At 54.3% G+C, this 12,597-nt stretch carries 10 protein-coding genes and 1 pseudogene; 1 reads left to right on the top strand and 10 read right to left on the bottom strand.

Annotated elements, in window-relative coordinates; translation table 11 throughout:
* Positions 1-103: 103 nt before the first annotated feature.
* Both ahpC and BTJ39_RS01525 read right to left on the bottom strand, forming a co-directional pair.
* Positions 104-667, bottom strand: coding sequence for an alkyl hydroperoxide reductase subunit C (gene ahpC / locus BTJ39_RS01530; RefSeq protein WP_078000891.1), 564 nt, complete (start codon positions 665-667; stop codon positions 104-106).
* A 161-nt stretch (positions 668-828) separates the two neighbouring features.
* Positions 829-1,653: an alpha/beta fold hydrolase gene (locus BTJ39_RS01525; protein ID WP_078000890.1), complete on the bottom strand. Its 825-nt coding sequence runs from the start codon at positions 1,651-1,653 to the stop codon at positions 829-831.
* Between the two features lie 261 nt (positions 1,654-1,914).
* Between BTJ39_RS01525 and BTJ39_RS01520 the strand changes: the two are divergent.
* Positions 1,915-2,943: pseudogene (locus BTJ39_RS01520) on the top strand (mechanosensitive ion channel family protein); the annotation flags it as partial.
* A 1,079-nt stretch (positions 2,944-4,022) separates the two neighbouring features.
* Here BTJ39_RS01520 and BTJ39_RS01515 read toward each other — a convergent pair.
* From BTJ39_RS01515 to BTJ39_RS01480, 8 genes are all read right to left on the bottom strand, one after another.
* Positions 4,023-4,652, bottom strand: a complete 630-nt coding sequence (locus BTJ39_RS01515; protein WP_078000888.1) for an aspartate/glutamate racemase family protein — start codon at positions 4,650-4,652, stop codon at positions 4,023-4,025.
* Positions 4,653-4,664: 12 nt separating this feature from the next.
* Positions 4,665-5,357: a dipeptidase PepE gene (gene pepE, locus BTJ39_RS01510; RefSeq protein WP_078000887.1), complete on the bottom strand. Its 693-nt coding sequence runs from the start codon at positions 5,355-5,357 to the stop codon at positions 4,665-4,667.
* Between the two features lie 11 nt (positions 5,358-5,368).
* The gene (locus BTJ39_RS01505; protein WP_078000886.1) at positions 5,369-6,049 is read right to left on the bottom strand and encodes an AroM family protein; all 681 of its coding nucleotides are present in this window, start codon (positions 6,047-6,049) and stop codon (positions 5,369-5,371) included.
* A 1-nt stretch (position 6,050) separates the two neighbouring features.
* Positions 6,051-6,989, bottom strand: coding sequence for a DUF1177 domain-containing protein (locus tag BTJ39_RS01500; protein WP_078000885.1), 939 nt, complete (start codon positions 6,987-6,989; stop codon positions 6,051-6,053).
* Between the two features lie 21 nt (positions 6,990-7,010).
* A complete protein-coding gene (locus tag BTJ39_RS01495; RefSeq protein WP_176110194.1) occupies positions 7,011-8,549 on the bottom strand; it encodes an OPT/YSL family transporter in 1,539 nt (512 codons plus the stop codon).
* A gap of 111 nt (positions 8,550-8,660) precedes the next feature.
* Complete coding sequence (locus tag BTJ39_RS01490) at positions 8,661-9,425, bottom strand: IclR family transcriptional regulator (protein ID WP_078000883.1); 765 nt, start codon at positions 9,423-9,425, stop codon at positions 8,661-8,663.
* A 263-nt stretch (positions 9,426-9,688) separates the two neighbouring features.
* Positions 9,689-10,471, bottom strand: coding sequence for an ABC transporter ATP-binding protein (locus tag BTJ39_RS01485; protein ID WP_078000882.1), 783 nt, complete (start codon positions 10,469-10,471; stop codon positions 9,689-9,691).
* 33 nt (positions 10,472-10,504) lie between these two features.
* A complete protein-coding gene (locus BTJ39_RS01480; protein ID WP_096777673.1) occupies positions 10,505-12,214 on the bottom strand; it encodes an ABC transporter permease in 1,710 nt (569 codons plus the stop codon).
* Positions 12,215-12,597 lie beyond the last annotated feature (383 nt).

The following is a 12,597-nucleotide window of genomic DNA, read 5'->3' as shown; positions in this document are numbered from 1 at the left end:
TCCCTCCCGGCAGAAAAAAATCGGGTGCCAGGCACCCGATTTATCAAATATCAGGTTGTGATCCGGCGCTGTGCGAGGATCGCAGCCCCAAAGCGTGACTCAATTAGATTTTGCCAACCAGATCCAGTGACGGCGCCAAGGTCGCATCGCCTTCTTTCCACTTAGCCGGGCACACTTCGCCAGGGTGGGAAGCAACGTACTGAGCGGCTTTCACTTTGCGCAGCAGGTCAGAAGCATCGCGGCCAATACCTTCCGCGGTCACTTCGATCGCCTGGATGATGCCCTGCGGGTCAACGATGAAGGTACCACGGTCGGCCAGGCCTTCAGCTTCGCGCAGGTTTTCAAAGTTGCGGGTCAGAGCAGCGGTAGGGTCGCCGATCATTGCATACTTGATTTTGGCGATAGTTTCAGAGCTGCTATGCCACGCTTTGTGCGTGAAATGGGTATCGGTGGAAACAGAGTAGATGTCCACGCCCAGCTTCTGGAATTCTTCGTAATGGTCGGCAACGTCGCCCAGCTCGGTCGGGCATACGAAGGTGAAGTCAGCCGGATAGAAGAAGAACACGCTCCAGCGTCCTTCAGTATCTTTCTCGCTCACTTCAATGAACTGGCCGTTTTTGAATGCGTTATTTTTGAAAGGTTTAATTTTGGTGTTAATCAGGGACATAAGGTTTCCTCCGTTTTGCGTTGCCCCACAAATTAACCAAAAGCGTGACCTGGATCTAATCCGTTTCAGTTATCAAATCAATAAGCGAAGACTAACAAACAGGCGGAGGGGGGAATAACAGCGGCGTGGCGGGATAATAACCCGCCATCAGTAAAAATCAATCAGTAAATACGCTGCAAAAATGCCAGCAGATCCTGATTCAGCGCCGTTTTATGGGTGACGACAAAGCCATGGGGACCGTTGGCATAGCTTTTCAGGCTGGCATCTTTAATCATCCCAGCGGCAATTTTACTGCTGACTTCAAAGGGGACTATCTGATCGTTATCACCATGCAAAATCAGCGTCGGCACGGTAATTTTTGCCATATCGCCACGAAAATCGGTTTGCGAAAAAGCCGTCACGCACGCAATAGTGGCCTTTAAGGAGGCGAGCATCGCAATATTGAAGGACTGCTCCAGAACGCCATCGGACACCCGTTGACCGACGTTAGCGCCGTAGAAGGCGTTAACAAACTCACGAACAAACTGCGCACGATCGTCGCATAATCCCTCTTTTATGCCGTTGAATACCGCGTTTTCAACGCCGTTTGGGTTATCCGCCGTTTTGAGAAAATACGGCGTTACCGATGCCAACAGCACCAGCCCCCTGACGCGATCGCTGCCGTAATTAGCGAGGTAACGCGAGACGTCTCCGCCGCCCATTGAAAACCCCACCAGGGTGATATCGTCAAGATCGAGATGGTCGATCAGCGCCTTAATATCTGCGGCGAAAGTATCATAATCGTAGCCCTGCCAGGGTTGCTCTGAGCGTCCGAACCCCCGGCGGTCAAAGGCGATGGCTCGGTAGCCTGACTCGGCAAGAAAATTTAGCTGGACGTCCCACATATCGGCGTCCAACGGCCAGCCATGGCTGAAAAGCACCGGCTTACCGCTGCCCCAGTCTTTGTAATAAATTTCGATGTTATCCTGCGTTTTAAAGGTGCTCATGGCTGGCTTTCCCGGCTGGTTGGTATGCCAGAAAATATAGCACAGCAAAATGACGGCCAGTGAATGACAGCATGCAGGCGGCCCTCGGGCAACGACCAGCGCTTTATTAATATTTATTCGTCAATAAGTTCATCGGTAAATAATATTTTGTTGAGTTATTTTCATTGCACGCCGCCAGTTATTTCGTCAAAATTTTCATTCGCTATCGGGAGAGAACCAATACGCGGCAAGGATAACCAATAAAAACAGGGACAGAGAAATATGGATATTTTATTAACCAGCGATAATATTTTACGCCTGACGATTTTGGTGATTTGCTTTGGTATATCAATGTTCCTTCGAAGATATAAAAATGAACACCATGATACAAAATATTACCTTGTCAGGCAGGCCAGCAAGTTTTTAACCCAGTCCGTTATTATCATCATCATTGGAAACTACGTTGATGACCTGGCGCGGGGCGTTCACTCCGATCTTATTACCGGCGCGTTCGTCAATCTTATCTGCATATCACTTATTGCGATACTGTTCCTTGGCAAGTCATTTTTATTCATTGACCGTATAGAAAGTAAACATGTCAGAAAAGGTAACGATATTACCAACGCCAGAATCTTCGCGCGCGGTTTAAAAATAACGCTGGTATTAATTATTATTCTGCTGTTCGGCAAACATTTTGGCATGAGTCTGTCAGGCCTGCTAACCTTCGGCGGCATTGGCGGGCTGGCCATCGGTATGGCTGGCAAAGACATCCTGAGCAACTTTTTTTCCGGCATCGTGCTCTACTTTGAACGGCCGTTTAAAATAGGCGACTGGATCCGCTCACCGGACAGAAATATTGAAGGCACGGTAAAAGAAATTGGCTGGCGCACCACTAAAATCGTGACCTTTGATATGCGACCGCTTTATGTACCTAATTCACTGTTCACCACCATCAGCGTCGAAAACCCCGGGCGGATGAGCAACCGCCGAATCAGCACTACCATCGGATTGCGCTATGAAGATGCGGATAAGATTGGCGACGTAGCTGAAGAGATCCGCATTTTTTTGAAAAAGCATCCGGATATCGACCAGGGGAGGACCATTCTGGTTTACTTCAATGGCTTCGGCGAGTCTTCGCTTAATATCATGGTTTATTGCTTCACTAAAACGAAACTCTGGGAAGAGTGGCTGAAGGTTCAGCAAAGCGTTTTTTTAGCGATTATTGGCGTGGTTAAAAAGCATCATGCTGATTTCGCCTTCCCCAGCCGGACGCTCTATATCGACCGCGGAGAAAGCGAAGACGCAGGCCGAACCGCTCAGCCAGCCCCCTTTACCGCCCCTCCCCTTACGCCTCACGCATCCGTAGTCAGGGAGACATAGCCTGGCCTTCGTTACCTGCCTGACAGGCAAACGGAATACCTTCATTGCTGTAAGCCCGGTATCCAGGTCACAGAGGGCCCGACTGCTTTCCGCACCGGCACAAGCACGTCCGTGTGGCGAGACTATGCAAACAGCAGCCCCTCATTGCTGCAAGCTCGGCACCCAGGTCACAGAGGGCCCGGCTGCTTTCCGCACCGGCACAAGCACGTCCGTGTGGCGAAACTATGCAAGCGGCTGCCCCTCATTGCTGCATGCCCGGCACTCAGGTCACAGAAGGCCCGGCTGCTTTCCGCACCGGCACAAGCACGTCCGTGTGGCCTGACTATGCAAGCGGCTGCCCCTCATTGCTGCATGCCCGGCACCCAGGTCACAGAGGCCCGGCTGCTTTCCGCACCGGCACAAGCACGTCCGTGTGGCGAAACTATGCAAGCGGCTGCCCCTCATTGCTGCATGCCCGGCACCCAGGTCACAGAAGGCCCGGCTGCTTTCCGCACCGGCACAAGCACGTCCGTGTGGCCTGGCGCACGGCCATCCATGGCCGCGAGCCTGCTGAAATCAGCCGGGCCTTCTCCTCCCCCGTAAACTTCCTCATCGCTTTAGTAAAAAAACCAAGTCTGCGCCGGGCTGAATGCCGGCAACCTGGTTTTGGCTTTTTAATAAAAAACGGATGCCGTTTCCCGCAAACCTGTATCAACAGGCTTTTCTGCGCCGAGCGAATGAAGCCCGCCAGGGTGAGCCGCAGGGAGGCGGCGAAAGTAAGCGCTGCGTCGGGAACGCATCGCGAACGGAATAACCCACCGACGGTGAACAGAACAATCCACCAAAGGTGAACGAAACAATCCACCGAAAGTGAAAAATACCCTGAGGCCAGATTTAAATCAATGCAGCCAATAAACCGTCGGCGTCGCCGTCAGTTGGGTCACGGAGCAGCCCAGATATCCGGGAGCATACACCAGTATGTGACCGGAATCTGGGCGCCCGACGGGGTCCAAATGGCAAGTAAGCCAGGTTTATTTTGTCAGCTGACTGGCAAACAACCCCGCCGCGCTCACAGCATCAACCGCAATTTTCCCCAACTGCTCACGAATGGCATCCGCCAGTGCGATGGTGGAAAAGCCAGTGCAGGAGAACGCGATAATTTCTGCGCCTTCTTTATACAGCATCTCGGCGCAGGCCAGCGCGCTGGCTTTGCCCTGCGGCGTCAGCAGGTCGGTAGTTTTGCTGACGCCTTCCGGACGCGCATAGCGAACCTGCTCACCCAACAGGGTTCGGAACGGCTGCGGCGCGCCGGCGCCGATGCCCATAACGGCCACCGGCCGCTTAAGCATGGCGGCGATGCTGGCCGAAGCGCTGCCGGCGCTGACCACCGGTACCGATACCGCTGCGCGCAGCTGCGCCAGTCCCGGATCGGCAGCACAGCTAAGAAACAGCATGGTACAGCCTTCGGCTTCCAGGCTCTTTCCAAGTGCGACGATTTTTGGCACCGCAATCGCTTCGCTCTGGGCATCAAAAATCCCGCTGCGCTGATCGTCAATACAGCGGCTGATGGAGGAGATCCCATATTGCTGCTTGATAAGCCGCCCGTGCTCTTCAACAAATTGCCGATCGTCGTGGGTCAATACCCGAATAATTCCCAGCATGTTTGCACCCCGTCAGAAAAATTGGTGGCCGCAGGCGAGCGTAATCGCCTCCTGACCGGCCTTAAATAGCAGCGCCGGCTTGTCACCAGCCAGCTGGGCGCTACCGTTTTGTACGCTAATCCAGCAGCCTTCCGGTAAGCCGATCACCTCCAGCGCCGGTTCCAGCACCAGCAGCTCACGGATACGCTGCTCACGGGTTTCTCCCTGGTGGCCAACCGGCAGGGCGTTGGTGAAATGCGGATTGATTTGCAGCGGCACCAGATTTAATGCATCAAAGCCGCCGGGATCGGTAATCGGCATGTCGTTTGTGGTACGGATTGTCGGGCAGGCGAGGTTAGCCCCCGCGCTCCAGCCAACGTACAGCGCGCCTTTTTTTATCGCCGCGCGGATCGGCTCCAGCAGCCCACGCTCGCGACAGCATTTCAGCAGATTAAAGGTGTTGCCACCGCCGACCATAATCACATCGGCGTCGGCGATAGCGCCTTTTGCATCATCAAGCGTATGAATGCCGGTGATTTCCAGCTTCAGACCGGCCAGCGCGGCGCTGACCTTATCGCTATAGGCATCCCAGCTTTGAGTTACGCCGGCGAAGGGAATAAATACCACCTTGCGACGATTTGCCAGCTGCGCTTTCAGCGCGGGCAGCGCGTACTCAAGGTAGCCACTCCCCGGCAGTACCGAGTTGCTCAGCAACAATAAATCCATCTCATTCTCCTTTACAGCAGATTGCGCACCAGGTCCGCCAGCAGCTTATTAGATAGTACGACCGGCTGCTTTACCTGACGCGCACAAATATCCTGATGCCAGCCGGTATAGCCCATGCAGTCGGTGAGGATCACCTCTGCGCCCTGCTCATCCAGTGAGCGGGCGGCGGCGGCGATTTCCGCTTCGCTGGCGGTGTACGGCGACGCCACGGCAAATACCGGCGTCTGTTTCGCGCCTTTCCACTTCTCCAGCTCGCTGGCTATCTGGGCTTCAAGCGGCACCAGAATGCCGGCGCGGCGTTCACCCACCAGCGCGTTAAGGGTGGGCGGCAGGATCTGATCCGGTTCAATCAACCAGGCATTTTTGCTGCTCAGACCGTGAAACTCGCCGGTGCAAAGGATAACGATGATTTCGCAGCCCTGGGCTTCCAGCCAGTCGATTTTCTGCTGCACGGCCGGCGCTACCGCCGGTTTTCCCATCACCACCGCGCGTCCATCCAGCAGGCGCGAGGTTAACAGCGCGTCACCGGGCTGCGGGGTAAAACGCTCAGCGATAGCGGCATCATCAAGGCCATCCAGCACCCCGGCATGCAGGCAGTCAACGTGCCCTGGCAGCGCGGCATCAAGGATCGGCGTGATATCTGCTCTGGGGGCCTGACCGATGGTCAGCGTGCCAATTTTACTGATAGCCATGTCAGACTCCCGGTTGGCGTTTTTGCAGATGCGCCAGCGAACCGTACAGATCCTGCAAACGCTGGAATTCGTCTTTGTTGTAGAACTGAACGGTGCCACGGGTAAACTCTTTCGCCACTTCGACCGCATATTTGCAGGCCAGCGCGATATCGGTTTCATGGCTGGCGCCAGTGCCGCAGCCGGGTACTACGCCGACGGCAGTAATCGCCACGCCGACCACCGGTGCGCCAGTGGCGATCGACGGTTGCAGAATGCTGTTCAGATGATAAACGCCGTTACCGTAAGGGGTAATATCCTGAGTGGTAATAGGGAAGGTAACCGGCAGCTGGCCGGTGGTCATTTCCATCACCCGCAGCAAATCTTCCGAAACTCGCAGGATGTAGCCCTGCTTGACGGTCGGGGAGATGGCAAAGCCTTTATGGTTGATGATGCGATTGCCTTTAGTGGTATCGATCGACAGCACCGCATCCATTTCATCAGAGACTTCCTGCTCGTTCATGTCTTCGGTTTCAACCGGCGAATCCATAAAGTCGACCGGCTCATGGGGGCGCGTCGGCGCGTCCGGGCAGATGTGGGTGGTGACAATCACATCACCTGGCAGGCTGTCGCCCTGGCGCTGCATTTCCGCCAGTTTCAGCGCGCTGGCGACCGCCGCGATCGCGCCATCGGCGTCGGATACTAATCCAATACGGCCGGGGCGAGCGCCGATGCCGCCAAGGCGACCAACGATGCCAAGAGTCGGCGCGCTGCCGCCGCTGCGCTTGCCGTGCGTGCCGGGGATGACGATTTTGATGAAATCGGTACTGCCTTTGGCGCCGGTGACTGTCTTAACCGTGACCTCAAGTCCGCGGTATTCGGCCAGCAGGGCTTTCACTTTATCGCCGCTGGCATAAGCGCTGTCGAGTAACTCAAAGACCTGTAATGTTTGTTGTAAGCTCATACTAATTTCCCTGGTGTTGGATTACTTTTTGCCGCCCGGCAGGACGGAACTGAAAAAGCTGAATAGCGCATCGCCGGCAATAAGTCCTGCCGCCAGCACTTCGAGTTTGTTGCGCACCCGATCGCCACCAAAGCGCAGCGCCGTGGCGCGAATGGCGATACCGATCATTACCGCCCAACCGGCCAGCGGGTTATTGATCAGCAGGCCGGTGGCCAGCAGCACGCCCATCTGGCGGCCCGGACCGCCGATCAGCTGAATAATGGCCCCCGGAATTGCCCAGATCAGCAGCGATTTGGCAATATCCATTGAGACTCCGGCGTTAATCGCGGCGACATATACTTTCGCGACCGGCGGCACCAGCCCCTGCGAAAAGTAGTCGCGGAAGATAAACAGCACCACCGGCATGGCAACCACAAAAGCCAGCATGGCGGCAAGCAGCTGCTGACGGCGGCCTTCCAGTTCAAAACGCTGATATTCACCTTTACCGCGCAGGATCCAGCCGGCTTTCAGGTCATACCCCATATCGGCGAATGCCGGCCCGGTGGCGGCGGAGAAGCCGCACAGCATGGCCAGCGCCTCCGGTGGAAAACCAATCAGCAGGCCAATAAGCAGGGTAATCAGGGCGACGGCGAACGCCGGAAACCAGCCGGAGTGCATGGCCGCCAGGCCAACGATCATTTCATGCAGGAAAGCGGCAAAGGCGGCGTAAAACATAAAGGCTATCAGCCATGGCAGTGAAAGATGGGCATACAGGCCGCTGGCAAGCGCAATGAAGATCGATATCAGGATAAAACCGAAGGCGCCAAAGCGAATCGTTTTACCAATTTGCTCATTTTGCTCAGCGCCCAGAGCCTCAGATGACGCCCCATCGGCAGGCTGCTGTTTATTGCTCTGACGGATCAGCCTGATGATTTGAAACAGCGCCACGACGCCAGCACCGGCCATGACGCCGTGCGGAATAAACAGCTTGTTAATGTCGATGCCGAACAGCGGCTGCGAATAACCGCGGAGTAAAAAACCAACCCCTAGCATTCCCAGCGCCCAGATATTGCCGATAAAAGCGGTTCCCAGCGCCGCCATCGGGAATTTAAACCATGAGCCGATCGCGCCAATCACAATGCCGGTGCCTAACAGCGCCGCCTGCTGACCGCCCTGGTCGCCCGCTTTGATTGATTCGGCGGCGGCGATACCCGGAGGCCAGGCCCCTTCGGCGGGAAAAATGCGTGTGTTAAATAAACGGTAAAGCAGCCAGCCATCCAGCAGCATCGCCAGCGAAACGCCGATAAACATGGGCATCACCATGTCCTGGCGGCCAAATAACCAGGGAATGGCGATCGGCAGTAACAGGGAGTTCGCCGCGCCAAAGGTCGCCGCCGAGGTGGCGCTCTGCGCCAGGTTCTGAATATGAATGGAGCGAAAGCGGGCAAAGCTTTGCAGCGGAATGCGGGCGATGATCATTGCCACCATCGCACCAATAATCGCCGTGTTCGGCGTGACCCCCAGGGTGGTCAGCAGCTGAACGCCGATAATGGCGCCAAAAACGCTTAGCGCCAGCAGCATTAACAGCGTGGCGGGAGCAAAAGCGCGCGGATGCGATTCGCCCGCATCGGGCGGCGTTGCTGAAGGTTCAATCTGGCTCACGGTTATTCTCCTGGTATTGGCGCTTAAAATTTAAAATTGATGGTTTATTAAGGTATCGCCCGTTTTACGGGCTATGTTTATCGCTGTTTCTTTTAGCAGCAGCGCGATGCGCTGCAATTCTTCCGCCGTAGCAAGCGTTTGCGGAAAGGAGAGACAAAACGCCACCGCTTCGCTATTCGAAGCATCGCCAACCGCACAGCTGACCGAAGCCGTATCGGTAACAGATTCATTGACCGCCGAGGCATAGCCGGTATCGCGCGCCAGCGCAACCGCGGCCACCAGCGCGCTGACGTTCTGCTGGCTGCCGCTGAGCTGAGAAAGGACGCGTGGGCTGGCAAAAAAATCATGCAGCTGGCTATCGCTGAAGCGGGCCAGCAGCGCCCGGCCGGTCGAGGTGCCCCACGCGGGAGAACGCGAGCCGGGCCAGGTCACCGCCGGCAGAGCATGGCGACCATGAATAACGCGCAGCACCAGAATTTCCTGGTTATCCAGCATTGAGATATACCCGGTATAGCCGGTGCGTTCGCACAGGCTACGCAATGCCACATCAACGTGGTCACTGAGGGTAAGCTGACGACTTACCAGATGCGATGCGGAAAGAAGTAGCGGGCCGGGGAGAAAGGTGCCCTGAACTTCATCTTTTTCCAGGTAACCGTAAGTTTCGAGCTGTCCCATTACCCGTGAGGCAGTGCTTTTTGGCATACCAAGATGGCTGATAACGTCGCTGATGCGGATCCCTCTGCGCAGTTCGACCATAAGTTGCAGGATACTGGCGGTTGTTTGCAAAATTGACATCAGTTAGTCTCAAATAATGGGACAAAGTTCTGTTTAATGAGACTGCAAGATTAATGCCATTATGTAACTCATTGATTTATCGTTTAGGTTAATAATCCGCCAATCGTAAGCGCACCATAATGAAGCCCCATTAAAGTGCATTGTTAAATTTTTGATTTAAAAATGTGCAAAAAGCATAAGACAAAGCGCCCCACGACATGACTGTCGCAGGGCGCTATGGGGATCGGTGAGCCGCAGTGATATGCGGCTCGCTTTTTCCAGACTCAGGCCGTCATGGCGATTTTTTCGTTAAGCGTGTCGCGGATGCGGTTAACCCAGGCCTGGGTATTATCGCGAGTACGCTCTGCACGCGGGATATCAATAGTGAAGATATCCGTAATAGTGCCGGGATCGCTAGTCAGCAGGCAGACGCGGTCGGAAAGCATGACCGCCTCTTCCACCGAGTGGGTGACCAGAATCATCGAGCGGGTAGCAATTTTACGCTGCTCCCAGAGATCCATCAGATCCTGACGCAGTTTCTGACCGGTAAAGACATCCAGCGCTGAAAATGGCTCATCCAGCAGCATCAACTTTGGTTCGATCGCCAGCGCACGGGCAAAACCGACGCGCTGACGCATACCGCCGGAAAGTTCTTTCGGGTAGGCATTAGCATACTCAGTCAGGCCGATCAGTTCGATCATGCGCATAGTGCGGCGTTCGATTTCTTCGCGGTTAAGCCCGGCCGCCTGCAGGCCAAAAGCGACGTTGTTGAATACCGTCAGCCAGGGAAACAGGGCAAAACTTTGAAATACCATGCTGGTATCACGGCACGGACCGTTAACCGGCAGATCATTACAGACTATCGAGCCAAAATCTGGATCGATCAGCCCCGAAATCATGCGGATCAGCGTTGATTTACCGGAACCAGAGCGGCCCAGCAGAGAGACGACCTCATTGTCGTACACCTCAAAGTTAATATGTTCCAGCACCGGAATGCTCTGTTTGCTTCCTTTGCAAAAGGATTTAGAGACATTCTTCATTTCGACGAGCGGATGACGTTTTTTCATAATCTTTCCAAATAAATAGGTTTAGCGGGCGAATCAGCCGAATCTGTAGCGGTTTTCCGCGAAGCGATAAAGCGGAGTCCAGACGAAAATGATGCACAGGGCAACCATGAAGCACATGGCGACGCAGCCCAGCGCCTGCTCCGGATTCTTACCGGCAGAGGTTGCCTCAGAGATAAATGCCCCCAGCCCGGTGGTATGCAGCGTCACGCTGCCCCAGCTCAGCACTTCGGCGGCAATAGCCGTGTTCCAGGCGCCGCCCGCCGCGGAGATAACCCCGGTTACGATGGAAGGAAAAACCGCTGGCAGAATAAATTTTGTCCACCACATAAGCCCGCGAACGTGGAAAACCTTGCTGGCTTCCGTTAGCTGACTTGGGATCATTGAGGTACCGGCAATGACGTTAAACAGTACGTACCACTGGGTACCCAGCATGATCATTGGCAGCGTCCAGTCATCAAGGCTCTGATGGAAGGTAATGATCATCATAGCCACCAGCGGATAGAACACATTTGCCGGCACCGCTGCCATAACCTGAATAATCGGCTGGAAAAAACGGACCAGCTTCGGACGCAGACCGATCCATACGCCAAGCGGGGTAAAGATAATCACGCTAAGCAGCATGGCGCCGATCACCCGCGCGGCGGTCAGCCCCATCCATTCAGGTAAATTCGGCATATATTGCTTAGGAACGAACAGCCATAGTTCATGGGCGTAGTAAGTACAAACGACCGCCAGTGCGAGATACCAGATGCCTGACCACAGCCAGTTCATCACGCTCAGACTGGCAAACAGGCGGTGCAAGCGTAGCTTGTACCAGCCGCGCGGCAGGACAAACAGCCAGAAATGTGCGAACCCGGAGGCCACCTGACCCAGCAAGCAGCCGATAAGTGAACGCTGCATGCAGTTGTAAAACCATGAAGTTGGCTCGCGGTTTTCTGAGATATCTTCATATTTAAACTGATGGGCGTAGCGCACCAGCGGACGGAACAGCAGCTGGTCAAACAGCACGATGGTGACGATCAGCGCGGCAATGCTGTATAACACCGCCCGCGAGTTGCCTTCATTCAGAGCCAGTCCCATGTAAGCGCCGACGCCCGGCAGATTAACGCTGTTATTGCCAATCGTCAGCATCTCCGAAGCAATCAGAGCAAACCAGGCCGCCGACTGCGATACCATGGTATTCCACAGCAATCCCGGAAAAGAGAAGATAAACTCCAGCCGCCAGAAACGCTGCCAGCCGTTATAGCGAAACGCATAGGTGGCTTCGGTCAGATCGGCAGGTACCACGCGCATGGTCTGAAACAGCGTCAGCATCATGTTCCAGGCCTGTCCGGTGAAGACGGCGAATATTGCCAGCCCTTCAAGCCCCATCACGCTATGCGGATAGAGACCGAGGAAGAAGGCGGTAGTAAAGGTTAAAAAGCCAACCAGAGGAACGGATTCCATAAAGTTTACGAACGGCAAAATAACGCGCCGCATGGGAGCAAACTTAGCGGCCAACACGCCAAATACGATACTGAAGACCATGGAGAAAAACAGGCCGACCACCAGACGCATACTGGTTCGTAAAGCATAATAAGGCAGATTGTGATAATCGAGACTTATCGGCGCGAGCGTACTGCCATTAAAATTACCGTGCATTCCCATCCAGCCATAAATAAAAAGAACAATGGCTGAACCGAGAATCAGTGCAACGATAATATCATTCAGGTTAAACCTGACATTTGTTTTTTCTGTGCGCATAGACTGCATTGAAGGCGCTCTCCAGATTAAAATATACAGCGCGCAGGAACTATCATCAGTAATAGAACTGAATAAATGCCTGATGCATAAAAACGAATCAGTCCGCCATCAAAAAAACGATGACGAACCGTTCGTAATGATTTTCAGGGAATTAATGAATCCACTTCGTCAAGAATAAGCTGATGACGTTTCTCCGCCATTCTTTTCAGGAAAGCGTTGAAAATGACAGACAGCTTACGTTTTTTTGCTGAAGTAGGATAACCCTTAGGAGCCTGGGGTTTACGGTAATATGAACTATCAAATGGCTGTGCATTTGATGAGCGATTTATGACCAGAGACCCGACATAGCAGGAGAAGAAATAATCGATACAGAACATTCTACA

It is taken from the genome of Izhakiella australiensis (genome assembly GCF_002006995.1).
GTDB lineage: Bacteria > Pseudomonadota > Gammaproteobacteria > Enterobacterales > Enterobacteriaceae > Izhakiella > Izhakiella australiensis.
This window is presented reverse-complemented; position numbering and strand designations above follow the sequence as displayed.

Coding starts and splice junctions, on each gene's coding strand:
- ahpC (WP_078000891.1), bottom strand. CDS start 667: ATGTCCCTGATTAACACCAAAATTAAACCTTTCAAAAATAACGCATTC.
- BTJ39_RS01525 (WP_078000890.1), bottom strand. CDS start 1,653: ATGAGCACCTTTAAAACGCAGGATAACATCGAAATTTATTACAAAGAC.
- BTJ39_RS01515 (WP_078000888.1), bottom strand. CDS start 4,652: ATGCTGGGAATTATTCGGGTATTGACCCACGACGATCGGCAATTTGTT.
- pepE (WP_078000887.1), bottom strand. CDS start 5,357: ATGGATTTATTGTTGCTGAGCAACTCGGTACTGCCGGGGAGTGGCTAC.
- BTJ39_RS01505 (WP_078000886.1), bottom strand. CDS start 6,049: ATGGCTATCAGTAAAATTGGCACGCTGACCATCGGTCAGGCCCCCAGA.
- BTJ39_RS01500 (WP_078000885.1), bottom strand. CDS start 6,989: ATGAGCTTACAACAAACATTACAGGTCTTTGAGTTACTCGACAGCGCT.
- BTJ39_RS01495 (WP_176110194.1), bottom strand. CDS start 8,549: ATGCTGCTGGCGCTAAGCGTTTTTGGCGCCATTATCGGCGTTCAGCTG.
- BTJ39_RS01490 (WP_078000883.1), bottom strand. CDS start 9,425: ATGTCAATTTTGCAAACAACCGCCAGTATCCTGCAACTTATGGTCGAA.
- BTJ39_RS01485 (WP_078000882.1), bottom strand. CDS start 10,471: ATGAAAAAACGTCATCCGCTCGTCGAAATGAAGAATGTCTCTAAATCC.
- BTJ39_RS01480 (WP_096777673.1), bottom strand. CDS start 12,214: ATGCGCACAGAAAAAACAAATGTCAGGTTTAACCTGAATGATATTATC.